This is a genomic window from Paraburkholderia phymatum STM815 (assembly GCF_000020045.1).
Lineage (GTDB): Bacteria > Pseudomonadota > Gammaproteobacteria > Burkholderiales > Burkholderiaceae > Paraburkholderia > Paraburkholderia phymatum.
In genome coordinates this window covers 876,032-900,405 of record NC_010623.1, presented here as the reverse complement: position 1 = coordinate 900,405, position 24,374 = coordinate 876,032, and the positions used below count along the sequence as shown (strand labels likewise).

At 62.1% G+C, this 24,374-nt stretch carries 26 protein-coding genes and 1 pseudogene; 10 read left to right on the top strand and 17 right to left on the bottom strand.

Translation table 11 applies throughout. The features are described from left to right. Nucleotides 1–6 precede the first annotated feature (6 nt). Nucleotides 7–750, bottom strand: a complete 744-nt coding sequence (locus BPHY_RS19805; protein ID WP_012403228.1) for a response regulator — start codon at nucleotides 748–750, stop codon at nucleotides 7–9. Beyond that, a complete protein-coding gene (locus BPHY_RS19800) occupies nucleotides 743–2,266 on the bottom strand; it encodes an ATP-binding protein (RefSeq protein ID WP_012403227.1) in 1,524 nt (507 codons plus the stop codon). Before BPHY_RS19800 ends, BPHY_RS19805 begins: the two co-directional genes overlap by 8 nt. Before the next feature lie 268 nt (nucleotides 2,267–2,534). Between BPHY_RS19800 and BPHY_RS19795 the strand changes: the two genes are divergently transcribed. Then, nucleotides 2,535–3,371 carry a winged helix-turn-helix domain-containing protein gene (locus BPHY_RS19795; RefSeq protein WP_012403226.1) on the top strand — a complete coding sequence of 279 codons (837 nt, stop codon included), beginning with the start codon at nucleotides 2,535–2,537 and terminating at the stop codon, nucleotides 3,369–3,371. A gap of 86 nt (nucleotides 3,372–3,457) precedes the next feature. Here BPHY_RS19795 and BPHY_RS44235 read toward each other — a convergent pair. Next, a pseudogene (locus BPHY_RS44235) lies at nucleotides 3,458–3,589 on the bottom strand (BamA/TamA family outer membrane protein); the annotation flags it as partial. A gap of 299 nt (nucleotides 3,590–3,888) precedes the next feature. Between BPHY_RS44235 and BPHY_RS19790 the strand changes: the two are divergent. The 3 genes from BPHY_RS19790 (at nucleotide 3,889) to BPHY_RS19780 (ending at nucleotide 6,831) form a co-directional block, all read left to right on the top strand. After that, nucleotides 3,889–4,767, top strand: coding sequence for a glycosyltransferase family 9 protein (locus BPHY_RS19790; RefSeq protein WP_244257766.1), 879 nt, complete (start codon nucleotides 3,889–3,891; stop codon nucleotides 4,765–4,767). A 1-nt stretch (nucleotide 4,768) separates the two neighbouring features. After that, on the top strand, nucleotides 4,769–5,686 hold the full coding sequence (locus BPHY_RS19785; protein ID WP_012403224.1) for a glycosyltransferase family 9 protein: 918 nt from the start codon (nucleotides 4,769–4,771) through the stop codon (nucleotides 5,684–5,686). A 74-nt stretch (nucleotides 5,687–5,760) separates the two neighbouring features. Beyond that, nucleotides 5,761–6,831, top strand: coding sequence for a glycosyltransferase family 4 protein (locus BPHY_RS19780; protein ID WP_012403223.1), 1,071 nt, complete (start codon nucleotides 5,761–5,763; stop codon nucleotides 6,829–6,831). 19 nt (nucleotides 6,832–6,850) lie between these two features. On the opposite strand, the gene BPHY_RS19775 is transcribed toward BPHY_RS19780, so the two are convergent. Further along, nucleotides 6,851–8,185 carry an MFS transporter gene (locus BPHY_RS19775; protein ID WP_012403222.1) on the bottom strand — a complete coding sequence of 445 codons (1,335 nt, stop codon included), beginning with the start codon at nucleotides 8,183–8,185 and terminating at the stop codon, nucleotides 6,851–6,853. 280 nt (nucleotides 8,186–8,465) lie between these two features. Between BPHY_RS19775 and BPHY_RS19770 the strand changes: the two genes are divergently transcribed. Both BPHY_RS19770 and BPHY_RS19765 read left to right on the top strand, forming a co-directional pair. Beyond that, on the top strand, nucleotides 8,466–9,356 hold the full coding sequence (locus tag BPHY_RS19770; protein ID WP_012403221.1) for an alpha/beta fold hydrolase: 891 nt from the start codon (nucleotides 8,466–8,468) through the stop codon (nucleotides 9,354–9,356). An 87-nt stretch (nucleotides 9,357–9,443) separates the two neighbouring features. Next, entirely contained in the window at nucleotides 9,444–10,331 is an 888-nt protein-coding gene (locus tag BPHY_RS19765) for a ketopantoate reductase family protein (RefSeq protein ID WP_012403220.1), read from the top strand. A 62-nt stretch (nucleotides 10,332–10,393) separates the two neighbouring features. Here BPHY_RS19765 and BPHY_RS19760 read toward each other — a convergent pair whose 3' ends face one another. Then, the gene (locus BPHY_RS19760; RefSeq protein ID WP_012403219.1) at nucleotides 10,394–11,149 is read right to left on the bottom strand and encodes an acetoacetate decarboxylase; all 756 of its coding nucleotides are present in this window, start codon (nucleotides 11,147–11,149) and stop codon (nucleotides 10,394–10,396) included. Nucleotides 11,150–11,424: 275 nt separating this feature from the next. Between BPHY_RS19760 and BPHY_RS19755 the strand changes: the two genes are divergently transcribed. Beyond that, entirely contained in the window at nucleotides 11,425–11,763 is a 339-nt protein-coding gene (locus BPHY_RS19755; RefSeq protein ID WP_012403218.1) for a DUF4148 domain-containing protein, read from the top strand. Between the two features lie 91 nt (nucleotides 11,764–11,854). Here BPHY_RS19755 and BPHY_RS19750 read toward each other — a convergent pair whose 3' ends face one another. Beyond that, nucleotides 11,855–12,922: a hypothetical protein gene (locus BPHY_RS19750; RefSeq protein WP_012403217.1), complete on the bottom strand. Its 1,068-nt coding sequence runs from the start codon at nucleotides 12,920–12,922 to the stop codon at nucleotides 11,855–11,857. 166 nt (nucleotides 12,923–13,088) lie between these two features. Here BPHY_RS19750 and BPHY_RS19745 point away from each other — a divergent pair, with 166 nt between their 5' ends. After that, nucleotides 13,089–13,304, top strand: coding sequence for a hypothetical protein (locus tag BPHY_RS19745; protein WP_041764416.1), 216 nt, complete (start codon nucleotides 13,089–13,091; stop codon nucleotides 13,302–13,304). 103 nt (nucleotides 13,305–13,407) lie between these two features. On the opposite strand, the gene BPHY_RS19740 is transcribed toward BPHY_RS19745, so the two are convergent. Next, nucleotides 13,408–13,926, bottom strand: coding sequence for a phasin family protein (locus tag BPHY_RS19740; protein ID WP_012403215.1), 519 nt, complete (start codon nucleotides 13,924–13,926; stop codon nucleotides 13,408–13,410). Nucleotides 13,927–14,036: 110 nt separating this feature from the next. Beyond that, the gene (locus tag BPHY_RS19735) at nucleotides 14,037–14,246 is read right to left on the bottom strand and encodes a hypothetical protein (RefSeq protein ID WP_012403214.1); all 210 of its coding nucleotides are present in this window, start codon (nucleotides 14,244–14,246) and stop codon (nucleotides 14,037–14,039) included. 763 nt (nucleotides 14,247–15,009) lie between these two features. Between BPHY_RS19735 and BPHY_RS19730 the strand changes: the two genes are divergently transcribed. Further along, on the top strand, nucleotides 15,010–15,924 hold the full coding sequence (locus BPHY_RS19730) for a LysR family transcriptional regulator (RefSeq protein ID WP_012403213.1): 915 nt from the start codon (nucleotides 15,010–15,012) through the stop codon (nucleotides 15,922–15,924). Nucleotides 15,925–15,971: 47 nt separating this feature from the next. On the opposite strand, the gene BPHY_RS19725 is transcribed toward BPHY_RS19730, so the two are convergent. Then, nucleotides 15,972–16,799: an SDR family oxidoreductase gene (locus BPHY_RS19725; RefSeq protein ID WP_012403212.1), complete on the bottom strand. Its 828-nt coding sequence runs from the start codon at nucleotides 16,797–16,799 to the stop codon at nucleotides 15,972–15,974. Nucleotides 16,800–16,909: 110 nt separating this feature from the next. On the opposite strand from BPHY_RS19725, the gene BPHY_RS19720 reads away from it, so the two are divergent. Continuing rightward, nucleotides 16,910–17,947: a LacI family DNA-binding transcriptional regulator gene (locus BPHY_RS19720; RefSeq protein ID WP_041765173.1), complete on the top strand. Its 1,038-nt coding sequence runs from the start codon at nucleotides 16,910–16,912 to the stop codon at nucleotides 17,945–17,947. Here the strand turns inward: BPHY_RS19720 and BPHY_RS19715 are convergent. The 8 genes from BPHY_RS19715 to BPHY_RS19685 form a co-directional block, all read right to left on the bottom strand. Next, nucleotides 17,944–18,453 carry a sugar phosphate isomerase/epimerase family protein gene (locus BPHY_RS19715; protein ID WP_012403210.1) on the bottom strand — a complete coding sequence of 170 codons (510 nt, stop codon included), beginning with the start codon at nucleotides 18,451–18,453 and terminating at the stop codon, nucleotides 17,944–17,946. The genes BPHY_RS19720 and BPHY_RS19715 overlap by 4 nt on opposite strands. Beyond that, nucleotides 18,450–19,697, bottom strand: coding sequence for an NAD(P)/FAD-dependent oxidoreductase (locus BPHY_RS19710; RefSeq protein ID WP_012403209.1), 1,248 nt, complete (start codon nucleotides 19,695–19,697; stop codon nucleotides 18,450–18,452). The genes BPHY_RS19715 and BPHY_RS19710 overlap by 4 nt, the downstream gene beginning before the upstream one ends. Beyond that, nucleotides 19,694–20,041, bottom strand: a complete 348-nt coding sequence (locus BPHY_RS19705) for a MocE family 2Fe-2S type ferredoxin (RefSeq protein WP_012403208.1) — start codon at nucleotides 20,039–20,041, stop codon at nucleotides 19,694–19,696. Before BPHY_RS19705 ends, BPHY_RS19710 begins: the two co-directional genes overlap by 4 nt. Before the next feature lie 37 nt (nucleotides 20,042–20,078). Continuing rightward, nucleotides 20,079–21,113, bottom strand: a complete 1,035-nt coding sequence (locus BPHY_RS19700) for a fatty acid desaturase (RefSeq protein WP_012403207.1) — start codon at nucleotides 21,111–21,113, stop codon at nucleotides 20,079–20,081. A 186-nt stretch (nucleotides 21,114–21,299) separates the two neighbouring features. After that, nucleotides 21,300–21,425: a hypothetical protein gene (locus BPHY_RS43860; RefSeq protein WP_279612546.1), complete on the bottom strand. Its 126-nt coding sequence runs from the start codon at nucleotides 21,423–21,425 to the stop codon at nucleotides 21,300–21,302. A 185-nt stretch (nucleotides 21,426–21,610) separates the two neighbouring features. Beyond that, nucleotides 21,611–22,747, bottom strand: coding sequence for a porin (locus BPHY_RS19695; protein WP_052306168.1), 1,137 nt, complete (start codon nucleotides 22,745–22,747; stop codon nucleotides 21,611–21,613). Nucleotides 22,748–23,067: 320 nt separating this feature from the next. Then, nucleotides 23,068–23,478, bottom strand: coding sequence for a DoxX family protein (locus BPHY_RS19690; protein WP_012403205.1), 411 nt, complete (start codon nucleotides 23,476–23,478; stop codon nucleotides 23,068–23,070). Between the two features lie 42 nt (nucleotides 23,479–23,520). Further along, entirely contained in the window at nucleotides 23,521–24,246 is a 726-nt protein-coding gene (locus tag BPHY_RS19685; protein ID WP_012403204.1) for a pirin family protein, read from the bottom strand. Nucleotides 24,247–24,374 lie beyond the last annotated feature (128 nt).

Genomic DNA, 24,374 nt, shown 5'->3' with positions numbered 1-24,374 from the left:
CGCTCGCTACGCCGCGTCGTCGCGGCCCTCTTGCGGCACCACTTCCAACCGGTAACCCACGCCGTAAATCGAACGGATCATGTCGTGATCCGGGCGCACGGTCTGCAGCTTGCGGCGCAGATTCTTCACGTGCGAATCGACCGTGCGGTCTGCGACCACGCGGTGATCGTCATACAGTTGCCGCAGCAGATGGTCGCGCGAATAGATGCGGCCGGGCGTCGAGTTCAGCAGCGCCAGCAGCCGGGTTTCGATCGGCGTGAGATTGAGATCCTTGCCGTCGAGCGACGCGACGTGCCGTTCCACATCGATCGCGAGGCGGCTGGCAACGGGCTCGACGCCGGCGCGCGCTGCGCCCGGGAGCAAATCGACGCGGCGCAGGATCGCTTTGACGCGCGCGACCACCTCGCGCGGACTAAACGGCTTGCACACGTAGTCGTCGGCGCCGAGTTCGAGGCCGAGCAACCGGTCGATTTCGTCGACGCGCGCCGTCAGGATGATGACGGGCACATCGGAGAACGTGCGCAGTTCGCGGCAGATTTCGAGTCCGCCGCGCCCCGGCAGCATCAGATCGAGCAGGATCAGCGAGGGCGGATTCGCGCGGACGGAGGCAATGACCTTGCGCCCGTCCTCGATCACCTGAGTGTTGAAGTTCTCAGCGCGCAGATAGTCGGTCAGCAACGCCGACAGCTTCGGCTCGTCTTCGACGATCAGCACTGAAGCGGGCGAATGGGCAAGTGAATGGTCAGTCATCTTTGGCTTCAAATGTAGGGAGCCGGACAGCGATCCACAGTCCTCCGAGCGGCGAGCGCAACGCGTCGATCGTGCCGCCGTGCTGGTTCACGATATGTTTGCACAGCGCGAGGCCCAGACCGGCGCCGCCACTCTGGCGGCTGCGCGACGCATCGACGCGAAACAGCCGGTCGAACAGATGCGGCAGCAAAGGTTCGGGCACGGCGGGGTGCGAATCCTGCACATCGATGCGGATTTCGCGCTCGTGCCGCGCGACGGCGACGCGCACCTTGCCGCTCTCATCGGTATAGCGCAACGCGTTTTCGAGCAGGTTTTTCATGAGTTGCGTCAAACGGTACGGGTCGCCGAGCATGACGACGCTCGCTTCGCCGATATCCGTTTCCAACGCGATTTTCTTGTCGGCGAGGCGGTCGCGGAACGATTCGGCCGCTGCCTCGACGACGGGCGCCACGTCGAGCCGCACTTTCTCGAACGACAGTTCGCCGATGTCGGCCAGCGACAGTTCGTACAGATCGTCGATCAACTGGCTCAGCAGCGCGACTTCCGCCTGCAGCGACGCGAGTGTCGTGCGGTCGGGCTTGCGCACGCCGTCTTCGATTGCTTCGAGTTCGCCGCGCAGCACGGCGAGCGGTGTGCGCAATTCATGCGAGATATCCGCGATGAAATTGCGGCGCGAGCGTTCCGCGTTGCCAAGCGAGATCGCGAGCCGGTTGAAGTCGGCGGCGAGTTCGTGCAGTTCGTCGCTGCCTGTGTCGGGCACGCGGATCGAATAGTCGCCGCTCGCGAGGCGATGCGTCGCGAGCACCAGCCGCCTCACGGGCGACAGCAGCACGCGTGCGAGCACGACGGCGACGCACGCGGCCAGCAACGCGGCGAACCCCACGATGATCCACGTCGCGCGAACCTGCTGCGCCTGGAACTGGCGGTCGGCGGATCGAAACATCACTTCCGGTCCGGCGACGAGCAGCCAGCCGATCACCTTGCCGTCGACGGTCAGTTCCTCGCGCGGCGCATCGGGCGGAGGCGGCGGGCCTTTTTTCAGCACGCTTTGCATATTCGCGTCATAGACCCTGAACGGCGGATGACGCGCATGCTGCGCCCCAGGCCCCGATTCGTCGCCCGGCTGCGGCGGCGCGCCGGGATTGTCGGCGGGCGCCCCTGGTTGCGCGGCGTTGCCGACCGGCGCGTTGTAGGGCGGGGCGGTGTCGGGCGGCGGTGGTCCGTCGCCCGGTGGGTTCATATCGGGCGGGCCTGGCGGCATGCCTGCCTCGGCCAGTTCCGGAATCTCCATCGCGGCGGCGGCGGGGTCTTTCGCGAAATCCCAGCTTCGATGTTTCGCCCATGCGGCCTCCAGCTTCTGCTTCAGTTGCGCGGAGTGGGACCGCGACTGGTACTGCAGATAGCCGAGAAAGCCCTGTTCGAAGCTCCAGCGAACGGCGAAGCCCATCGTGACGGCCACCAGAATGCAGGCCGCCGATATCGCGACGAAGAGCTTCGACGTAATGCCGACTCTCATGGCGAGCGCCCACGGCCGCCGTTTTTCATGTTTCACCCTGTTTCCCTGTCGACCAGCGCTGGCTCGACGAGGGCGGCTGGCGCCCGCGTCGCCGCATGCATGCCGGTTGCTGTCAATATCCTGTCATGTCGCTATTTTGACGCGAGCGGTTCGAGCATGGACGACCGTTCGGCAATCTCCACACATTCTCCTTAATTTTCTCCGTCTTGCCTGCACAGTTGCTCACTATGATGGGCTCCGTTCAAATGGAAGAAGGGCGGGGACCATCATGACCATCCATCTGCTCGTCGTCGAGCCGAATCAGGAGAGCCGGGACACGCTGCGCTCGCACGTGCAGCGGCACAAGATCGAGATGTCCGTCCTGTACAACACGGAATCGCTCGAAAGGCGCCTCGAACTGGAAGTGCCGTCGTTGATCGTCATGCGCCACGGCTTGCCCGAAGTGGACGGACTGGCTGCGCTGCGGCGCGTTCGTTCGCTGGGCTACGATTTGCCCATGATCATCGTGAGCCGGTCCGACGATGTCGTCGACAAGGTGCTCGCATTCGAACTCGGCGCGAACGATTATGTGGTCGATCCGCACGATCCACGCGAGCTGATCGCGCGGGTTCGCAATGCGCTGCGCTCCGGGCCGCCGTCGAAAGCGCCGTTGCATATCGAGCGCAATCCAATCTCGTTCGACGACTTCGAAGTCGACATTGCCGACCGTGTGCTCGCGCGTGGCGGCGTGGAAGTGCCGCTGCGCAGCACCGAATTCGCATTGCTCGTGGTGCTCGCTTCGCATCCGATGCGAGTGCTGTCGCGCGTGCGCATACTCAACATGCTGCGCCGCCATTGCAGCGTGACGGAACGCGGACTCGATGTGGTCGTGTTCAGGCTGCGCGCTGCGCTGAAACTGTCGCCGATGGGCCGCCAGTACATCAAGACGCTGCGCGGCGAGGGCTATATGTTCGCGCCCGACGAGGCGCTGCCGCGACATGGCGCGTCGGATGGGCGCGAGGATGGACGGGAGGGCGGTGACGACGTGCACATGCTGGGCGTTGTAGCGCCTATCGTGGCGGATGAGCGTATGCGCTTCGAGAGCGCGGCGCGGCATGCTTTGTAGGGCGCGCAAAGGGTTCCGTTCCCGGCGTCCTGCTGATACGCGATAAAAGGCCCGCTTTCAAGCGGGCTTTTTCGCATTGCTTGAACTTATGCTGCAACCACTCTGAAACTGGACACCTGATAGTGGCCGTTTGCATGCCGGGCGATCGGAACACCAGGCGAGAGCCTCAGCGGACCGATAGGCGAAATCCATTCGGGACCAGCGCCATAGCTGTACCGGAAAAAAAACTGCGCCAGTAGAACAGCGGCGCAAAGCGGAAAGGTGAACATGCATCAAGCGCTCGCGTTTCGATGAATGCTTTCAGATTCTTTATCGCTTGGGCGCACGTACGTTTCAAAGCGCCTTTACATGCGCTGAAAAGGCCTCTTGACGCGCTGCCTGGCGGGTAATGACCGGAAAGTTTTCACCAATCTGATGTGACAGGGCCAAACCTATAATGCGCTCGGATCACAACACGAGCGTCGGATCCGCGTCATTCATCGAGACAACAGCCATGCAGCACGCTAACGAGCCGGTTATGAGCGTAGCGGTGACGTCGTCACCCGCGTTGGGCGACTCGCTGCTGCTAATGATCGTTGCACGCAATCTGCAATTGAGCGGCAAGCGGGTCACCGTGTTCGGCGGTCACATGCATACGTTGCGCGAATGGTTTCCGGGCATGGACGTTCGGCCTGCGATGAGCGGTGACGACACCGACACGCTGTTGCGTCAGTTCGATACTGTCATCCAGCTTCACGCCGATCGTCCCGTGCCGCGACTCGACCAGCGCCACCCGGCCGCAATCGTGCTCGAGCATCTTTGCCGTGCGCCTTCTCCAGAAGCCATCGCGGCGCGCCTCACGCACTTTTGCCGCGAATCACTGCATATGCCTCACGCGCGGATGGACAACGGTCTGTCGGTGCCTGCAGGTTTGATCCATCGTAAGCATGCGTTGCGTGTCGCGATTCATCCGACGGCCAGCACGGCCGACAAGTGCTGGCTCGCGCCACGTTTCGTGCGCCTTGCCCGCCAGTTGAAGTCCAACGGTTTCGATCCGCATTTCATCGTGACGGATGAAGAGCGCGCCGACTGGGAATATGTGCAGAACTATGGCATCGGTCTGCCGCGCCTCGGTTCGCTCGACAATGTCGCCGCATGGCTCGTCGAGTGCGGCTGGTTCATCGGCAACGACTCGGGCATCGGCCATCTCGCGTCATGTCTGCGGGTGCCGACCTTGTCGCTATTCATGCGCAAAGGCATCGCGCGGACCTGGCGGCCGGGATGGGGCGCGGGCAAAGTGCTCGTCGGTGGCGGGTGGCTGCCGACGGGCCGGCTCAAGGAGCGCTGCTGGAAATACGCGCTGTCGGTGAAGCAGGTGCTGCGCGCATTCGAGCAGCTTCGACGCGAGGCGGCCTGACGTGGATGCAAAGGTGCCTGCCGGTGTGCGCATCGCGTCGACGAGGCGCGTCGCGTTCATGATGTCGAACGCGATCGGCGATTCGCTGATCTTGATGGTTATCGTGCAGAACCTGCGTGCAAGCGGCATCGACGTGTGCGTGTTCGGCACGCCCGTTCATGCCTTGCGGCACTGGTTTCCTCATGTCGAGATTCATCCGCTGCCACGCGAGGCCCACTGCGCAGCGCGGCTCGAACCGTTCGATGCCGTCGTGCAGATGCATCGTCATCAGCCATTTGCGAAGCTGACGAACGCGCATCCACATGTGATCGATCTGCACGATGTCGAATACGGCGATGGCCCGGGTTGCATGGCGGAGCGCTTTGCGCGGTTTAGCCGCACGCATTTCGGCGCGGCCGGGAGCACGACGGACAACGGCATCGTTGCGCCGGCAACGCTGAAGCACCGGCGGCATCGGCATCGCGTCGTCATTCACCCGGAAGCGAGCACGCACGACAAGCGCTGGTCGCCAGCGCGTTTCATCGCGCTGGGGAAGCGCCTGCAAGCGCTCGGCTATGAAGTGTGTTTCGTGATCGCACCCAATGAGCGCGAGCGTTGGCACGGCCTCGAACAGCGCGGTATCGCGGCGCCGCACTTCGACGATCTGCATGCGCTCGCATGCTGGCTCTATGAGTCGGGGTGGTTCATCGGCAATGACTCGGGCATCGGCCATCTCGCGTCGAATCTGTCGATTCCGACCATCAGTCTGTTCAGGCGGCGCGCCGTGGCCGAGCGCTGGCGGCCCGCGTGGGGCACCGTGCGCGTCGTGCTGCCGCGGCAATGGATTCCGACCGCGCGGCTGAAAGAAAAATTCTGGCGTGAGGCGCTGACGTGTCGGCGCGTTGTCAAGGTATTCAGGCAATTGGCGGAGCAGGCCTAAAGAACGCGCGATGTGTCCTGACATCGAAAGCGCGATGACTTGCCAGTGTCATTTGGTGAAGCTCGAAAAAAAGCATGAAAATCGGATTGTCGTGCAATGCACTGAAGTACAGCGGGGGCCTTGAGCGTTATGCGATCGAGGTGACGCGGGGACTCGTCGCTGCTGGGATCAAGCTGGCCGTGTTCGGCCGCGCGTTCGATCCTAAGTTGCCGGAAAGCCGGCTCGTCGAGCCGCATCGGATCAACGTCTCGTTTCTGCCGGGCAAATGGCGCGACGAATGGTTTTCGCGTCGCCTCAGCGCGATGCGGCGCGATGCGAAAGTGGATGTGCTGATCGGCTGCAATCGCGTTGAAGCGTCGGAGATTGCCATTTGCGGCGGCACGCATCTCGGCTTTCTGAGCGCAACGGGTCGCCGGCCATCGTTCTTCGACCGCAGACAGATCGCGCTGGAGCGCCGTCAATATCGGCGCGCGCGCTTTGTCGTCGCGCATTCGCCGCAGATGCGCGACGAACTGAGGCATCTGTATGGCGTCGACGATGCCAAGATCCGTGTGCTGTATCCGCCCGTCGACAATGGCCGCTTCTCTCCCGTCGCCAGCGATGAGCGCCGCGCGTTGCGCAAACGTTTTGGCTTCGCCGACGACGAAGTCGTGTTGCTGTTTCCGTCGAGCAGTCACGAACGCAAGGGCTTGCCGCTGATTGAAGAGGCGTTACGCGATCTTGATCTGCCCGTCGTCGTGGCCGTGGCGGGGCGCCCGCCCGAACGCACATCCAGGCGGCTGCGCTACATCGGTTATGTGAACACGATCGAAGAAGGCTACCGCGCGGCGGACTATACGATACTCGCGTCGAGCTATGAGCCGTTCGGACTCGTCGGCGTGGAGTCGGTGATGTGCGGCACGCCGGTGATCCTGTCGTCGAACATCGGCTGTCACGACGTGATCGCAAGGGAAGCCAAGCTCGTGTTCGAAGCCAACGATGCCGGCAGCTTGCGCAGCATATTGGCGCGGGCGGTGTCGGACGCACGCCGCGAACGGCCGCCAATGCCGGCATTTTCTCGCGACGCGGTGCTATACGATCCGGGGCTTGGTCATCACGTGTCCGATCTGCTCGAACTGGCGGATCAGGCGTGCGGGTGGCCGTGAGCTGAGTGACGCATTGCACCTAGCGCGCTTCAGGTACCCGTCGTGCGGGCGGCGACTTGCGCAGGCTGCGCAGCGTCAGCACGATAAGCGCGCCCATCACGACGGCCGTGAACAGATAGAGGCCGGCGGGTCCCGCGAAAGCCATCATCGCGGACGCAAGCGTCGGCCCGCCGCTTGCACCGAGCGAAAAGATCAGCAGTAATCCGGCGCTGACGGCAATGCGCTCGTCGGCGGGAATGCAGTCGTTCACATACGACGTGACAACGCCGTACATCGAGAACGCAACGGCAACGTACAGATAGCCGAGCGCTTCGATCAGCATCCCATCGCGCAACAGGAACAGCAACACGCTCAGCGAACCCGCGAGCGCTGCGAGGCATAGCAGCACCTTGCGCCGGTCGAACAGATCGGCGAGGCGCGCGACGGGCCATTGCGGCACGAGCGCCGCGAGCAGCGCAAAGCCCATGAAGTGGGATACGTCCGGCACCGAATAGCCAACGCGCCGCATGAACACGGGCTGCATCGTATAGAACGCGCTGTTCAGCAGCCCCGCCGCAAGGCACGCGACGACGCCGAGCGGCGCCCAGCGGTAGATGGCCTGCAAGCCCGACAGTCCGCGTGCAAGACGCGTGCGGCCCGATGCGCTCGCATGCGTTTCGTGTGCGGCCACGGGGCCATGCGCTGTGCCCGCGAGTGCGACGGGAATCAGCGACGCGGTGAACAGCGCGGCAACGGCGCTGAAAAGCTCGAAGCTGGCGGGGTCTGCGAGACCGATCAAAAACTGGCCAACGCCGACACCGAGATAGTTCGTGATCAGATAGGCCGAGAACACGCGTCCGCGCTGCGCGTTGCTCGCCACCTGATGCAGCCAGCTCTCCACCACCGTGAAGATGCCCACGAGGCAGAAGCCGGTGATGAAGCGCAACACCGCCCATATCGACGCCGCGTCCCACACCGCGTAGCCGAGCGCGCAACACGCGGAGGCCGCCGCGAACGTGACGAATGCGCGGTGGTGACCGACGCGGCCGATCAGCGAGCCGCCGTACAGCGCGCCCACCATGAAGCCGACGTAATACGAGGACTGCACGAAGCCGACGACGATCGACGGCGCCTGCTGCTGGATGAGCCGCAGCGAGATTAGCGTGCCAAGCAGGCCGTTGCCTGTGATGAGAATCGCATAGCCGAGCAGCAGAATCGCGGTGGCCTGCAGGCTGCCGAACGGCGGCGGCGCGGGGACGGGGGTAACAGGTGTGATGAACGACGAAACGCTTTCGACAAAATCCGCGAGCGGTTGCGTGTCGTGCAGAGAGAATCCGCCACAGGGCGAGGTCGCCTGATCGTGTGCCTGTTTCATTCGTACTCGATGTGGTTCGTCTCGCGCGGCACCCGGATAGCGACGTGTTGCGGGGTTCGTGCTGTCGAATGTAGCGGGCCGCGATGCGGCTGGTGCAGCAAGAATACGACATCGGCTTGCGGTAAAACGACTTTCTTTTGCAGGCCTTGTGCGGCGCCTTGCGAAGCAGACGGTCAGCGCCACGCGCGCGACGGCGCTAACATGAACGCTCGCCGCGGCCTGGGTGTGCGCCGGGTCCGCGAAAGTATGCATCGCGATCGCCTTAAAGGAGCCGCCGATCATGCTCAAGCACGTGAAGACCGAATTGCTCGACATCGCCTACGAGGAAACGGGCGATCCGGACGGTTGGCCCGTCGTGCTGCTGCACGGCTTTCCGTATGACATTCACGCGTTCGACGAGGTCGCGCCGATTCTCGCCACGCAGGGCGCGCGCGTGATCGCGCCTTATCTGCGCGGCTATAGGCCGACGCGCTTTTTGTTCGCCGATACGCCGCGCTCTGGCCAGCAGGCTGCGCTCGGCGCCGATCTGCTCGCTTTGCTCGACGCGTTGCATATCGACCGCGCGCTGCTCGGCGGCTACGACTGGGGCGGGCGCGCGGCGTGCATCGTCGCAGCGCTATTTCCGCAGCGCGTGGCGGGGCTCGTGACAGTCAACGGCTACAACATCCAGGACATCGCAGCATCGGCGAAACCGGCGTTGCCGGAAAACGAACTGCGCCACTGGTATCAATACTATTTTCACGGCGAGCGCGGTCGCGCAGGGCTTGCGGAAAACCGCCGTGCGTTGTGCCGTCTGCTATGGACGCTCTGGTCCCCCACCTGGCAATTCGACGACGCGTGCTATGCGCGCACGGCGGCATCGTTCGATCACCCCGATTTCGTCGAGGTGGTGATTCATTCGTACCGGCATCGCTATGCGCTGGTGAGTGGCGATCCGCGATACGACGCGATGGAACGGCAACTTGCCACGCAGCCGCCCATCTCCGTGCCCGCCATCTCGCTCGACGGCAGCGCGGACGGCGTGATGGCGATCGGCGGGACGGCGCATCATGCGCCGCACTTCGCGGGGGCGTATGAGCACCGCGTAATCGACAACGCCGGACACAATCTGCCGCAAGAAGCGCCCGGCGCATTCGCCGACGCACTGCTTGCCTTACGAACGCGCGCGTGACGGGCCTGTATGCGTGGCCGTTTATGACACGCACGCGTGCGCCCTGTGGTAAGTTTTGACGTTCAATTCCGTAGAAGAGCGTCGCTTATGAAAATCGCCGTAATGGGCGCGGGTGCAGTGGGCTGCTATTACGGCGGCATGCTGGCACGCGCGGGACATGACGTGGTATTGGTCGGACGTCCGCAACACGTCGAAGCTATCGAGCATCGCGGTCTGCGGCTCGAAACGCAGGCGTTCGACGAACGCATCCCGCTTGCGGCGAGCACGCAAGCGAGTGCCGTGCAGGGCGCAAACCTTGTGCTGTTCTGCGTGAAATCGACGGATACCGTCAGTGCGGCTCTGGAAATCAAGCCCTTTCTTTTGCCCGATACATTGGTACTGTCGCTGCAAAACGGCGTCGAGAATGCGGATGAAGTGCGCAAACTCGTGCCGCAGGAAGTCGCAGCGGCCGTCGTTTATGTCGCCACGGAAATGGCCGGGCCGGGACACGTGCGGCATCATGGACGCGGTGAACTGGTGATCGAGCCGTCCAAAGCCAGCGCTGAAGTCGCGCAGACGCTGATAGCGGCCGGCGTACCCACGGAGATTTCGGACAACGTGCGCGGCGCGTTGTGGGCGAAGCTGATTCTCAACTGCGCATACAACGCGTTGTCGGCTATCACGCGCTTGCCGTACGGACGGCTTGTGCAAGGCGAAGGCGTGACGACCGTGATGCGCGATATCGTCGACGAATGCCTGGCCGTCGCGAAAGCCGATGGCGTCACGATCCCGGGGGACGTCAACCAGGCCGTGCGCATGATCGCGGAGACGATGCCAGGACAGTACTCATCGACGGCACAGGATCTGTCGCGCGGCAAGCGCAGCGAGATCGATCATTTGAATGGCCTGATCGTGCGGCGCGGCGAAGCGCTCGGCGTCGCGACGCCGTCGAATCACCTGCTGCATACGCTCGTCAAGCTGATCGAGAGCCAGTAGAAAGGCCTGTACCGCACGCGCGTTTCATATGCGCCCGGCACTCGCATGGTTTGATGTAGCCGTTATTCTGCGTTCGCCAGATAGTCGAATGCGACTTCGCCGATATCCAGCGTGAGATCGGCAACGACCTGGCGCGCGCCCACCACGCGCCGCACGGGCAGATCAGCAACGGGTGCGAGCGCATGATGCCGCAGTTCGAGCGCCGCTGGTCCCGCCCACGCACCGAGCACCGTCACGTCGCGCAGAAAGAATCGGACCAGCTCGCATACGCGCGCGGTGCCGTCGACATGTGGAATCACCTTCAATAGATAGTTCGGCATGTCGGCGAGCCTGGCGCGTTCGGGTTCCGTGTCGAGCGTCCAGTGCTTGTAGCCCATCGTGCCCGTCGCCACGCGCTGCGTGCCATAGTCGAGTGTACCGAGCAGCGTGTCGTTGCCGTCCACGCTGAGATGCGGACGTGCGAGCTTCTTCGGAAAGCCCCAGATCTCACGGCCTGCCGCAATCGGACCTTCGTCGTCGAGATACATCGAATGCGTGTAGTTACCGAGCCGCCCCTGCGCGTCGCGCACGGAAATGACCTGGCCGCTTTCGGTGTAATCGCCGAAGCCCGACGAATCGGGCATGCGAATGAACTCGTAGTGCACCAGTGCATTTTCCGGCTTGAGCGGTGCGGGCACGGCTGCAGCGATCGCGTCGGGATCGCTTTCATACGAAATGATGAAGTACTCGCGGTTCACGAATCGAAACGGCGGACGCGGAAAAGCGGGATTATGTACAGGCATCGCGAAAGCGTTCTTGCGGATCGAGGCCAGGTCCATCGACGTTCTCCCGGTGGGCAGCGCACACTGCGCGCGTCAATGGTAAAGCGATTGAGCGCGCAGCGGTGTGTCCGTACGATCGCAATTTGCCCGCTGGTTCGCCGACGCCCGTGAAGCGTGCAACAGCCAGGTGCGCTCCAACAGGCGCATCAATCACCGGTGCTCGAAACAATAAAGAATAAGCAACACGACTGATCATCATGCGCCTTTCATCAATCCGGCTGGTACAGCGTTTGCGCTGATAAACGTGTACTACCTACTTCATGGAGGAAGTCATGAAACTGCTCAAGCAAGCTGCTATTCTTGCCGCCGTCATGGGTGTCTCCGTCACGGCGTTCGCGCAAACGACTGTCCAGCCGGAGCGGCCGGCGACGCGCGGTGAGGTCAGGCAGGATCTGATGAACGTGGAAAGCGAAGGCTATCGTCCGGGCGATGGCGACCGAACGGACTACCCTGCGAATGCGCAGGCGGCGGAACGCCGGTTGTCCAACCAGCAAGGCAGAGGGGAAAGCTACGGTGGTGTGGTGAGCGGGTCGGCGGCGTCGGGTATGGCAATTCCGACGATGCACTCGCGCGCTAACGATGGTACGAAGGGCGTGTACTTCGGCCGTTAACGCATCGTAATGGCCTTAGGGCTGTTCCACAGCTGTCACGCGGCGGGGTTGCATGAAGCGTGCACCCCGCTTTTTACAGCGGGCGCGCCCGTCAATTGGCGGGAATCGTGACGACTGGCGCCTTGCTGTTCGTCTCGGCTTCGGCGAGAGCCATCAGATTCTGCACGACGGTGAATGCATACTTCGAATCGAAGTCTGCACGCTCGACCCAGTACGTCGTCGCGCCGTAACGAATGGTGACGTAGGCGTCCGCGGGCGGCTTGTCGCCCGACTGTACGATGATCGTCGGCCGTGTTTCGCCACCGACGAGCATGACTGTCGGTTTGGTCGACCCATTGTGAATCGATTCATCGGGCACCTGTATCTGCGCGCCGAGATCGGTGAGGATGCCGAGCACCGAGCGCGTTAGCACGGCAATGTGATCGCCGCCGTGCGACGACTGTCCATACACGATTTCAAAGTTGCCGCTATTGGACTTCAGATGCAGCAGCTTGCGCACGAGTATCAGATCGGGCATGGCTCTCGCGGCGTCTGCCGTACTAGCCGTTCCGAGCACGAGATAGACATGCTGTTCGTTGTTCTCGCTGCGCGATTCGACGTTCAGTTCGCCCGCCAGTTGCAGCCGACGCAACGCCTGAATCAGCTGGAAGAACTGCGGAGATCCCGCGCTGTCTTCGCCGCCTAGCGCCGTGCCGTTTCGCAGGCCGCCTATCGACTGCGCGGAGATGCGCAGAAGCAGATCGATCGGGATGCCGCCTTCTGCAAGGGGCAGCACGAGCGTCGGCGCGAGTGGGCGAATGTACGCCTGCGCGTACGCTTCGCCCGTTGTCGGCGTGAACGTGAACGTCGGATGGTTCGAGTACGACATGGTTCCCGTCACGGACGCATAGTTCGGTATGCTGCCTGAACCCGCGTTGAGTGTCGACGACGCGGACGCATCCACGTTATAGGCCGCGATGATCTGGCTGACGGTTAGAAAAGAGGGCGCGTCGGCATAGCGCAATCCAATCATCGCGGCGAGAATCTCCCGCTTCTTTGCCTCGCTGAGCGCGCGTGAGTAGTCGACCTGATCCGCTTTCAAGCGTGTGGGGCCGATGCTCGTGCAGCCGGCGAACAGTGTGAGCGCGCAACAGGCAAGCAGGCCAGGCAGTGTTTTCATCGGATTAGAAAAATATGCAGGGTGTCGGAGTTTATCTACGTCGCCTCGGTAAAGACGTCCGTGGCGAGTCAGCACGTTGCATGCCGCGTTTCGATCCGACGCCCCGACCGTGTGGAATGCGTGTTGCTGCGTCGCGAATGACTAATGCGAACGCGAGGAGCGCGACATGGCACGCATGGCGAAAGAACCGCCTGATACGATGGACGAACCCGGTGGGCCTGAAGCGCCGCTGCCCACTAGCGGCGCGAATGCGGACGGCAAGAATGGAAGTGCCGATCGCACGCGCAAGGACAATGCCGCGCACGGCGAGCCGACCGACACCGACGCGGATTTCGAGCCGCCCATCGTCCCCGGAGCGACGAAAAGCACGCCGCATCGGTAGCGTCATCGCGATGAAAAAAAAGCCCGCTCGAAAGCGGGCTCAAAATGCGCCTGACGCGGGGATCGCGTCCGGTTTCCTACAACTGTTGCTCGCGCACAGCCATTCAGGCCGCGTGCGACGTGGTACGTGCGCTGCGGGTCACGAGGCTCGCGTTGCTTTCGGCCATGTCTACGGCTTGCTGTGCGGTCTTCCACATGCTCTCGTAGAACGCGTTCGCAGCCGTGATTGCCGAGTTCATTGCGGACACCGCGGCTTCGGCGCCAGCCGGCGCGCGTTGCACGGCGTCGTCGAGATCCGCGCGCACGCTGCCGATCTGCGTTTCGTATTGCGCCGACGCGTGCTTGATGATAGCGGCCTGTGTGTTTGCGACGATGCCGAACAGCTGCTGCTGATAAAGCGTTGCGCGTTCGATAACGGACAGATCGCCTCGGCTCGCCGCTGCGACGCCGGGTAGTTCGCCGTTGGCGAGCGCATTCATTGCGCGCTGCGTGCTGTCGCGCCACACCTGGAAATTCAGTTGGACGAGCTTCTCGAAGCCGGTCATTGCCTCGTTCGCGATGTAAAAGAACGCGTCGACACTGGCTTTCTGTGCGGCAGTCACTTCATTGACACTCGTGAGCATTGAAAGGCCTCGCAGGGTTGAATGCACACCAATGGGCCGGTGGCATCGACTGATCGAAGTTGGATGCCAACCGGTCAAAACAGCGGTTGTTGCAGATTGCTCGCTGCCGTCTAGAAGGTCATAGCCGGGTCGCCGCCGCCCAGTCGCGCGAGTAGCGCGAGGCCACGATCCGTGAGCCGTGGCAGCGCACTGACATGAGACCGGCCGATGGTGATGAACTCGCGGTCGGCGAGCGCGAGCAGATCGGCCTCGTCGAAATCGGCCTGAGTGGTCGCATCCTTGATTAGCATGAGCGTCGCGAATTCGTGTGGGCTCAGCATCGGCATCTCCTGAAGGGCGCGTCGGCTCCGTCCGTGGCATTAACGACCTGCATAGGCATTCGCGCACGGTAAATATGATTGGTAGTTTCGGGCCCAGAGCATGCTATTGCACGATGGGGTTCTCATCGTAATGCGGCGATTATTAAAATTCAACGGGAATTGGCGACATACTCCCAAATAACTTCGCCAGACGATCGCCCGGCAATTATTGCGTGCCTCGCGCATAGCTCCAGGGAAATACTGCCAGCAAATGCGACGGCTTCGCACGTCGCCACTGGTCCTTCGCCCACAGGGCTTCGGGCTGTCAGAGGCGGCAGCAAACGCTGCCTAGGGTGTGTGCCAAACGTACGATCATGCTTTAAAACGTTTTACCGCAGATTCTAATCCTTGATTTAAATCACGGATGAAACCCCGCTTTAACGCTAAATGAGGCGACCGGCGAGCCGGAATAATAATATTAATCATACACGGCTGCCTGTGCGTTTGCCGAGGCGCAAATGTGGAATATAGTCTGTAATGCGGACAGACCGGGTAGGCCAGGAAACACCTTGTGCGCTCGGGTTGTCTGCATCGATAACGACCGCAAAAGCCCCGCCGTTCGCGCCCCTTCTCGTACATCGGATTTTCTCCGTGCTATTTTCTACCCCGTCAGGCTGCGCGGGAGAGGCAGCCGGCCGCCGGGACGGCATGCGCCGTACCGTTGGAGGGGCGACGTCTGCCGCAGCAGAGTGTTTCGCCATCAAACAATGACAGGGCACAGGAAATGGATCGCTTCGAGGCAATGGAGATCTTCACTCGCGTGGTGGACGCGAACAGCTTTTCAAAAGTATCTGAAATGCTCGATTTGCCGCGCGCAAAGGTGAGCAGGACGATTCAGGCGCTGGAGGAGCATGTCGGCGTGCGCCTTCTGAACCGTTCGACGCGCCAGGTCAGCGTCACAGAAGACGGCGCGCTGTTTTACGAACGATGCGTGCGCATCCTCGCTGAAGTGGCGGATGCCGAGTCGTCGCTGTCGAACAAGCGCGAGACTCCGGCGGGCACGATTCGCGTCGATACGTCGGGCACGCTTGCACGTGCATTGCTGCTGCCCGTGCTCGACGACTTTTATCAACGCTTTCCCGAGATCGACGTGCGCCTCGGCCTCGCGGATCGCAACATCGACCTGATCCAGGACGGCGTGGACTGCGTGATCCGCATGGGCATGCTCGAAGAGTCGAGTCTCGTGGCAAAGCGCATCGGCAGTTCGCGCATCGTCACATGCGCGTCGCCTGCCTATCTGGACAAACACGGCACGCCCAGGACGCTCGAAGAACTCGCGGAGCACCAGGCTGTGAACTACGTATCGGCGCGCACGGGGAGAACCTTTCCGTTCGAGTACAACGTCGGCGATGAAGTGGTGAAGGTGCAGATGAAGAGCGTGCTCGCCGTCAACGACGGTTCGGTGTATATCAATGCGGGCGCGCTCGGTCACGGCATCATCCAGCCGTCGCGCTTCATGGTGGCCGAGTTGATCAACCAGGGCGCGCTGCGCGAAATCCTCACCGAGTACGACAGCCCGTCGACGCCGCTTTCGATCGTTTATCCGCATCGCCGCAATCTCAGTTCGCGCCTGCGCGCGTTCGTCGACTGGGTGTCGGAGATTGCGCACAACAATCCCGACCTGCGCATCAAGGACTGATGTGCGCGTTCGCCTGCCGCGCCGATGCGCACAGCAGGCGTGACCGTTCAAACGCTTTTCATGGGCGCGGCGGGATGCGGCGCGTCTTCGTAAGCGCCCCAGATCGATTGGTCGAAATTGACGATCGACCCCGTCATCAAGCCCGATTCACTGCTTGCCAAAAAAGCGACGGCACGCGCCGCTTCGGCCGGGTCGATCAGACGGCCGAACGGTTGGGCGGCGGCGGCCTTCGTCAGCCAGTCGTCCGCGGCGCCGTGAAATGCGCGCTGCACGCGATCTTCGCCGTCCGACGCCATCCAGCCCAGATTCAATCCGTTCACGCGAATGCGATTGCGTAACAGCGCATACGCGGTATTCTGGGTGAGCGTCGCGAGCGCGCCCTTCGATGCGCAATACGCGGAGATGAACGGCTGGCCGGCCATCGCCGACATCGAACCGATATTGACGATCGTGCCTTCGACACGTTCGCGCAGCATCATGCGTATCGTCTCCTGCATCAGAAAGAACGGTGCGCGCACGTTGGTCGCGAACATGCGATCGAACAACGCGGGATCGGTGTCGAGTATCGTGCCGCGATCGGTCAACGCGGCAGCATTCACCAGTACGTCGACGCGGCCGAAGTGACGATCGGCGCAGGCCACCACGTTGCGGCAATCGTCGACGTTCGCCAGATCCGCCTGCACGAACACGACCTGCGTGCCGTTCGCTTCGCCGAGCATGCTGAGCTCGCGCGCTTTCGCTTCGCCTTTCTCTTGCGCGCGTCCGCAGATGATGATGCTGCGCGCGCCGCGCTCGATGAACAGCTTTGCAATCGCGGCGCCGAGTCCTTGCGAACCGCCCGTGACGATGGCGACTTTCGAATCGAATGGCTTCATTCATTGTCTCCGTCAATGTGGTACTGAACTGGCTAGTAAATACCTCGGCTTGATGCGCGGATTGAGTCGATGCGATGATTGCGGCTATGCCGATCACAACGAATCCGACCATGTCCGACGCACGCCGCCGCAAGACGAGCATGAGCGACATTGCCCGCGCAGCGGGAGTCAGCGAGGCAACGGTTGATCGGGTGTTGAACGGGCGTGGCGGCGTTTCGCGCGACAAGGAAACGCGAGTGCTCGAATGGGCGCGCAAGCTCAAGATCGATCGCGCACTGGAAGCCGTGTCGGTGCGCTGGCTGCGCATCGCGGTTCTGTTGCAGCAGCCCGTCGCACAGTACTACGTGCATCTCAAGCAGGGCTTCGAACTCGCGCAGAAGACCTTCGAAACGCAGCGTGTGATCTGCGCCGTCACGTACTTCGACAGCCTCGAGGCGGCGGCTGTCGTCGCGACGATCGAACGCGCGACGCGCAAGGCAGATGCGCTCGTGATCGTCGCTTATGAGCATCCGGACATCACGGCGGCGTTGCGTCAAGTGAGCCACAGAATGCCCGTGATCACGCTGGCTAGCGATCTGCCCGGCACGGGCAGGCTCGCATATGTCGGTATCGACAACCGCTGCGCGGGCCGGGTGGCGGGCGAACTGATGGGCCGCTTTCTGGGCGACGCGGGCGGCAAGGTGCTTGTCATGACGGGCATGCATGACTTCCTCGGCCATGAAGAACGCGAAAGCGGTTTTCGTTCAGTGCTGCGGCGGCGCTTTCCGAATTGCGACATCGTCGAAACGGTCGAAAGCCGCGAGCAGTCGTCGTTGACGGAAAGCCTCACGCGCGACGCGTTTCGCCGTTACCCCGACCTGCGCGGCATCTACAACATTTCGGTCGGCGACGAAGGCATCGGCGATGCGCTGCGGGCGATGGACCGCGTGCACAAGACGGTGCTGATCGGTCACGAACTCAACGACACGTCGCGGCGTTTGCTGATCGAAGGCGTGCTCGATGCCGTGCTCGATCAGAACCCGGTCGGCGAAGCGCTGCATTCGATCGAAGTCATCCTGCGTCACTATCATCGCGATCCCGGCATGACGTTGCCCCAGCAGATTCCCGTGACAGTGCTGCTGCGCGAAAATCTGCCGCTTACGGATTAGCTTTGACGCGAGCGTTCGCGGCCGACGAGGTAATGCGACAGATCGCCGAGCAGACGAAGATCGGGGCGCTTATCGAGCAGATCGAGCGTGAAATGCAGATCGGTCGTCATGCGGTCGCGATGCGTTTCGATGTAGACGGGAATATCCACCTGTTCCGCGAGCCGCTGCCATCCGTCGATCAGTTCCAGTGCGTCGCCAAGGCGGCGCGGTCTCACATCCGGCTGCAAGTCGATATGGTGCGCGCCGAACTCGACAGCGTGTTCGAGAATCGGGCGCAGGTCGTCGACGGTGCTCGGAAAGCATTGCGCCTCCGCTTGCAGACCGTGCTGAAAGAGCAATTGCGAAAGACGCCGTACGTCTTCGCGCGATTCATACGACGTGCTCACGCCTTCAAAGCCGGCTTGCGCGATCATCGCGACGTTCTCTGCGAGCGTGCGCTCGAAGCCGTCCGTATGACGCCGCTCCATCGCCCAGAGGGATTGATACACGGCGAGCCGTTGGGTCATAGCGCCTCCACGGCGACGAGCCCTTTCAGCTTGACGTCAGGGTCTTCGAGCAGCGCACGGTCGATGCACGCCCGCTGTCCGATCAAGGTCTGTGCGACACGGACGTCGCGCGCAATTTCGCTGAGCTTGCCGACGCCGCTTGCGCCGACCAGCACGCCGTCGCGATCGAGCGCGAAGAAGATGCGCGACGTATCGCCCGTTTTGCGCACGACGCTTTCCACGCCGAACGCAGGCATGCCGGCAATCTGAATCGTCATGTCGTACTGATTCGACCAGAACCAGGGCACTTCCGAATACGTTTCTCCGCGTTCGAGCATGTTGCGCGCGACGATACGCGCATGATCCTCGGCATTCTTCCAGCATTCGAGCCGCATGCGGCGCCTGAACAGACGATGCGGAAAGGAGCACACATCGCCTGCCGCGAAGATATGCGGATCGTTCGTGCGCAAGGTATCGTCGACGGCGATGCCGTCCGCGACATCGATGCCCGCCGCTTCCGCGAGCTCCGTGCGCGGCTTTACGCCGATGCCGACCACGACACAATCGCAGCCGATCTGCGTGCCGTCCTTGAGCTTCACGCCCGTCACATGCGCGCTGCCGAGCAGACGTTCTATCTGCGCGGCGAAATGGATCTGCACGCCCATCTGACGATGCTTGTCGATCAGGTAGCCGGCGACCACCTCTGGCACGGCGCGCATCAACGCGCGCGCCCCGGCTTCGATGACAACGACCTGGCAGCCGCGCGCTCGTGCAGATGCCGCGACTTCGAGGCCGATGAAGCCCGCACCGACGATGACGATGCGCCGTGACGGCTGCAACGCTTCGGCTAGCGCGTTGGCATCGCTTGCGGTGCGCAGCAGATGCACGCCTTGCAGGTTCGCGCCGGGCACGTCGAGCCGCCTCGGTTCGGCGCCCGTTGCGATCAGAAGACGCTGATACTCGATGCTGCGCCCATCGCTCAACACGACCTTGCGCGCGCCACGGTCGATGTGCTGCACGCACGCGTCGACGCGCAAGTCGATGCGCTGGTCGCGATAGAACGCGTCGTCATGAAAAGCGCATTGCTCGGTGCTGCGTTCGCCTAGCAGCACGGCTTTCGACAGCGGCGGCCGGTCGTACGGCGCCGCGCCTTCGTTGCCGAGCAGCGTGATCTCGCCGTCCCAGCCGTTGTTGCGCAGGGCGGCGGCGGTACGCACGCCGCATTGGCCTGCGCCGATGATCACCATCGCGGGTTGTGTGGTCATGATGCATCCTGTACGGGGAGGCCGAGCAGTACTTCGCCGTTTTCGACTCGCACAGGATAGGTCTTCAGATGCACGCACACGGGCGCGCTCCTGGCCTTGCCGCTCGGAATGTCGAAACGCCCCTGGTGCAACGGACATTCGATCTCGCGATTCACCACGAAGCCATCCGCGAGATGCGCTTTCTCGTGCGTGCACCAGCCTTCCGATGCGTAATAGCCGTCCGCGATGCGATAGACCGCGTAGCTCGCGCCGTCGTGATCGAAGCGCATCACGTCTTCTTCGTCGATGTCGTCGGGTGCGCAGGCGGCAATCCAGTGAATCCTGGCATTCGCTTCGACGCTCATGGCTATCTCCTCCTGTTCTATGCCGTTGTTCAATCGGTCAGGTAGCGGGGATGGTTCGCTCGATTACGTATGTCGCATCCGTGCGTTGCTTCCACAACGCGGGCAGCATCTCGCGATACGCGGCATACACGCTCGGATACGCAGGCGGCAACTGGTCCTTGATGGCTTCATGAAGACGCGGCAGCGCATGGAACGGCACCATCGGCAGCAGATGATGCTCGAGGTGATAGTTCATGTTCAGATAAAGAAAGCGGAACACGTAGTTGGTGTAGACGGTACGCGTGTTGAGCCGATGGTCTTTCACGTTGACGGCAAGCCCCGCATGCTGCGTCAGACCGAGCAGTTGATGCAGCCAGCCGCCGTAGAAGCGCGGCGTCCAGACGAACATCAGCGGCATGAAGCTGTGCATCGCGATAGCGAGGGCAATTGTGACGATCACGATAGCCAGATAAATGCGGCACGACCAGATCATTTTCGGCTTTTCGCTGGCGGGCAAGAACGCATCGGTGGCGGCATCGACACGGCCGAACGCATGGCGCACGACCTTCCTGATTTCGAGCGTGCAGCCGACTAGTCCCAGAAAGTCCGCGATGATGGGCAGCACTTGCGTCGGACGCGTCACCTGGATTTCGGGATCCCGTGCCTGGAAGTACGTGTGCGTGTGATGGCGCGCATGGCTCCAGCGCCACCAGTAGCCCTCGCGTATCGTCATGAACGACGACAGGTGATAGAACGCGTCGTTGAACCAGCGCGTCCTGAATGGCGTACCGTGCGAAAGCTCATGCCAGCGCGCGTCGCTTGAAGAATAAATCGTCCCGTAGACGAAGAATGCGGGCACGGCCCACCAGCTGCCCCACGTGAACGCCGCCACCGCGCCCGACGCGACGAGCAGCACGAACCAGGGCACGAAGTTTCGCAGACCCGCTGCGTCGTCGCGCTTCATCAGTTCCTTGAGTACGGCGCGCGGGATGCGCGGCTGATACCACTGCTCCGCCATGCGCGCGTCGAAGGAAGGCTCGCCGGAGCCCGGTGCGTTGGTGCTGCCGCCGTCAATGGCGGAAGTCGAGGACATGAGGTGTCTCCTTCGTGCTTGTGATTGCGGGATTTCCTTCAGCGCGAAGCGTTAGGAACACATTCCGTTTGCACAAACATAGTCGAAGGCGAGCGAAGCCTCACGTCGAAAGATGATGGATTTCCATCAGATGGAACCGAGCGCCGCTCAGGCCCAGGGCCACGTGCTACTTAAGGGCGCAGCAGATCAAATCCGCCGAACACGAGCACGCCGCTCACCGCTCACCGCAATGAGGGCGACCGAGTGCTGGCCGAAATAGAGGAGCGCCGCGGCGGACCAGGTCGTCAGACAAAAGGCGGCAATGCGTTTCATGCTGGTACTGCTCTCTGCAATAGAAGAATAACTGCGATTTACGGGTTTTCCCTGTATATCACAGTTACGCAAGATGTATGTGCTGCTCCGCCTGATATGAAACACAGGCGACATGGGTGCTGTAGCCACATCGCCCGCTGGCCCGCTGTTCTCAGGCAAGCGCGCGATTCGACGCGCGTCGCCAATCAGAAGATGTTGCGGATACCGACCGATACGCCCGTCTGGTTCGACGAGCCCGGCAGTTCGACCGTCGCCGCGCCCGTGACCTTGTTGAAGTCAACGGTGCCATATACCTCAGTGCGCTTCGACAGTGCATATTCCGCTACGGCCACGCCCGTATAGCGGTTGCCGCTGCCGACCGCACCGCCGCCGATCGCAGCGTTCTTCATGTGGTCGTAGTAGAACGCGCCCGTCAACAGCAGCGCGGGCGTTGCCTGCCACGTCACGCCTGCGAACGGACCGTCGTCCTTGCGGCCCGAGCCCTTCAGGATGTCGACGCCGAGCGTCAGATCGCGCTGCGCGAGCGTGCTGTCGACGAAGCCCGTGTCGTCCTTCGAGTGCAGATAGCCGACGTAGATCTTTGCCGTGCTGAACGCGTAGACCGCGTTGGCGTTGTAGATGGTCTGCTTGTTGTTCGAGTTGTCGCTGTTCTGCTGCACGCCGGCGGCGATGCTCAATGCGCCGAACGAGTAGGACGCCGTGAAGCCATACATGTTGCCTGCGCCAAGGTGACCCGGAATCTGGCCGGAGAAGCCGTTCGCGCCCGTCGACGTCGAGTTTGTGCCGAACGAGTACATCGCCTTCACGTTCAGGCCGCCGAACGTGCCGTCGTATTTCACGGCATTGTCCGCATAGAGGCCCGCCCCGAGCGCGACGGGCAGCCATGCGTTTTCGAAGTAGTTGCCGACGGTCAGAGGATCGTATGTGTCGCCGAGCAGATCGAATAGCGGTGTCTTCTGGCGGCCCAGCGTGACGGTTCCGTAGTTGCTCGACAGACCGACGAACGCCGCGCGATTGAAGAGGCGCTGGCTATCCGATTGCGCACCGCTTTGCAGGTCAATGCCGCTTTCAAGCTGGAAGATCGCCTTCAGCCCATTGCCGAGGTCTTCCGTTCCTTTGATGCCGAAACGGCTGTTCGTGATCGCACCGTTGGTCACGAACAGGCGGCCGTCGTTGTTCGCATTCGAATGCGTGAGGTAGCGAATGCCTACGTCCGCCACGCCGTACAGCGTCACCGAGCTTTGTGCGAATGCCGTCTGGCACGCAAGCGCGCATGCCGTCGCGCCGAATGCGGCCACTGTCCGTTTGAATTGCTGGGTCATGGGTGTTGTCTTTTCATGGTTGAGAACACACTGCATGAGCTTGTTGTTGTGGTGCGCGACGGGGGGCGGAAAGGGCGTTTGCGCCGCAAGCGAAGTGCAATCCATTTCGCTCGTCGTGAGTCTTTTCTGTGAGTCTTATCAGCCCGCGCACCCGGGCTTCATGCAGGCAGGCGGACTTTTATCACATCAATCTGCGGCACGTTGCGAACATGACAAGAGTGTTGCATTCATGCCTAAAGGGCATGAGCTGTCGCGGGTGCGGAATGAATAAGGGCGGCCATGAGGCCGCCCTTGAGCACTGCAATGTGGAGGCGCTTCGCTTACGCGCGATCGATCGAGTACTTGCCCGGACCCGTCACGAACAACAGCAGCAAGCCACCGATGATGCTGATGTTCTTGTAGAAGTTGATCATGTTGATGTATTGCTCCATGCCCGTTTGCGTCCAGAAGTGGTGGCCGATGAACGCGGTAGCGAGCGTGTAGAGCGCGAGCAGCAACGCAAGGGCGCGCGTCTTGAAGCCCACGGCGATCGCGATGCCGACCAGCAGCTCCATTACGATCGCAATCACCGCGGCCACGGCGGGAACGGGCGCGCCCGTCGACGCCATGTACTGCTCGGTGCCTGCAAAGCCGGTGATCTTGGTCCAGCCAAACAGCACGAAAAGTACGACCAGCAGCACGCGTGCGGCGAGCAGCAGTGCATCCTTGCGTTGTTCGATAAACGTGTTCATGTTCAATCCTCTTTCAATTCATCAGGGCACAGGCGTCTTTACTCAGGACCACAGTTCCGACACTTCGTTGTTGCGCAGATCGAAGACGATGACTTCCGCATCGTCGCCTTCGGTGAATTCGAGGCGGCGCTCATCGCGAATGCGCGCACCGTCGCCTTCATTCAGTTCGACGCCGTTCACCTTCACGCTGCCGCGGGCCACATGCACATATGCATAGCGGTCGGAGGCGATATCGATGCCTGCCGTTTCATCGCCGTCGAAAAGACCGGCGTACACACGCGCGTCCTGGCGCAACTCGAGCGAGCCGTCCTGACCATCCGGCGATAACACGAGCCGCAACGTCCCGCGCTTCTCTTGCGCCGAAAAGTTCTGCTGCTGGTAACGCGGCGTCGCGTTCTTGACGGACGGTGCGATCCAGATTTGCAGGAAGTGCACGGGGTCGCTGGCCGAGTGATTGAACTCGCTGTGCGCGACGCCCGTGCCCGCGCTCATCAACTGCACGTCGCCGGGGACGATCACGGAGCCCGTGCCCATCGAATCCTTGTGCTCGAGCGCGCCTTCCAGCACGTACGAAAAGATCTCCATGTCGCGGTGCGGATGCTTGCCGAAGCCGCGGCCAGGAGCCACGCGGTCGTCGTTAATCACGAGCAGGTCGGAGAAGCCGATCTGCTTCGGATCGTAGTAGTTCGCAAAAGAGAACGTGTGGCGCGAGCTGAGCCAACCGTGTTCGGCGCGTCCGCGGTCGCTGGCGTGGCGAATGTCGATCATTTCCCTTCTCCTCTGGGTGAATTGCGTTTGCCTCTCGCGACACCGGCGGCGCCGTTGTCTGAAGCAGTGATGAGAAGTGTAGGTCAATCCAGGTAGCGATAATCGACGTAAAATGCGAATCAGTGTCG

Excerpts from the sequence above, each read along its gene's own strand:
- BPHY_RS19805 (WP_012403228.1), bottom strand. The coding sequence starts at position 750 with ATGACTGACCATTCACTTGCCCATTCGCCCGCTTCAGTGCTGATCGTC.
- BPHY_RS19800 (WP_012403227.1), bottom strand. The coding sequence starts at position 2,266 with ATGAGAGTCGGCATTACGTCGAAGCTCTTCGTCGCGATATCGGCGGCC.
- BPHY_RS19795 (WP_012403226.1), top strand. The coding sequence starts at position 2,535 with ATGACCATCCATCTGCTCGTCGTCGAGCCGAATCAGGAGAGCCGGGAC.
- BPHY_RS19790 (WP_244257766.1), top strand. The coding sequence starts at position 3,889 with ATGAGCGTAGCGGTGACGTCGTCACCCGCGTTGGGCGACTCGCTGCTG.
- BPHY_RS19780 (WP_012403223.1), top strand. The coding sequence starts at position 5,761 with ATGAAAATCGGATTGTCGTGCAATGCACTGAAGTACAGCGGGGGCCTT.
- BPHY_RS19775 (WP_012403222.1), bottom strand. The coding sequence starts at position 8,185 with ATGAAACAGGCACACGATCAGGCGACCTCGCCCTGTGGCGGATTCTCT.
- BPHY_RS19770 (WP_012403221.1), top strand. The coding sequence starts at position 8,466 with ATGCTCAAGCACGTGAAGACCGAATTGCTCGACATCGCCTACGAGGAA.
- BPHY_RS19765 (WP_012403220.1), top strand. The coding sequence starts at position 9,444 with ATGAAAATCGCCGTAATGGGCGCGGGTGCAGTGGGCTGCTATTACGGC.
- BPHY_RS19760 (WP_012403219.1), bottom strand. The coding sequence starts at position 11,149 with ATGGACCTGGCCTCGATCCGCAAGAACGCTTTCGCGATGCCTGTACAT.
- BPHY_RS19755 (WP_012403218.1), top strand. The coding sequence starts at position 11,425 with ATGAAACTGCTCAAGCAAGCTGCTATTCTTGCCGCCGTCATGGGTGTC.
- BPHY_RS19750 (WP_012403217.1), bottom strand. The coding sequence starts at position 12,922 with ATGAAAACACTGCCTGGCCTGCTTGCCTGTTGCGCGCTCACACTGTTC.
- BPHY_RS19745 (WP_041764416.1), top strand. The coding sequence starts at position 13,089 with ATGGCACGCATGGCGAAAGAACCGCCTGATACGATGGACGAACCCGGT.
- BPHY_RS19740 (WP_012403215.1), bottom strand. The coding sequence starts at position 13,926 with ATGCTCACGAGTGTCAATGAAGTGACTGCCGCACAGAAAGCCAGTGTC.
- BPHY_RS19735 (WP_012403214.1), bottom strand. The coding sequence starts at position 14,246 with ATGCTGAGCCCACACGAATTCGCGACGCTCATGCTAATCAAGGATGCG.
- BPHY_RS19730 (WP_012403213.1), top strand. The coding sequence starts at position 15,010 with ATGGATCGCTTCGAGGCAATGGAGATCTTCACTCGCGTGGTGGACGCG.
- BPHY_RS19725 (WP_012403212.1), bottom strand. The coding sequence starts at position 16,799 with ATGAAGCCATTCGATTCGAAAGTCGCCATCGTCACGGGCGGTTCGCAA.
- BPHY_RS19720 (WP_041765173.1), top strand. The coding sequence starts at position 16,910 with ATGTCCGACGCACGCCGCCGCAAGACGAGCATGAGCGACATTGCCCGC.
- BPHY_RS19715 (WP_012403210.1), bottom strand. The coding sequence starts at position 18,453 with ATGACCCAACGGCTCGCCGTGTATCAATCCCTCTGGGCGATGGAGCGG.
- BPHY_RS19710 (WP_012403209.1), bottom strand. The coding sequence starts at position 19,697 with ATGACCACACAACCCGCGATGGTGATCATCGGCGCAGGCCAATGCGGC.
- BPHY_RS19705 (WP_012403208.1), bottom strand. The coding sequence starts at position 20,041 with ATGAGCGTCGAAGCGAATGCCAGGATTCACTGGATTGCCGCCTGCGCA.
- BPHY_RS19700 (WP_012403207.1), bottom strand. The coding sequence starts at position 21,113 with ATGTCCTCGACTTCCGCCATTGACGGCGGCAGCACCAACGCACCGGGC.
- BPHY_RS43860 (WP_279612546.1), bottom strand. The coding sequence starts at position 21,425 with ATGAAACGCATTGCCGCCTTTTGTCTGACGACCTGGTCCGCCGCGGCG.
- BPHY_RS19695 (WP_052306168.1), bottom strand. The coding sequence starts at position 22,747 with ATGACCCAGCAATTCAAACGGACAGTGGCCGCATTCGGCGCGACGGCA.
- BPHY_RS19690 (WP_012403205.1), bottom strand. The coding sequence starts at position 23,478 with ATGAACACGTTTATCGAACAACGCAAGGATGCACTGCTGCTCGCCGCA.
- BPHY_RS19685 (WP_012403204.1), bottom strand. The coding sequence starts at position 24,246 with ATGATCGACATTCGCCACGCCAGCGACCGCGGACGCGCCGAACACGGT.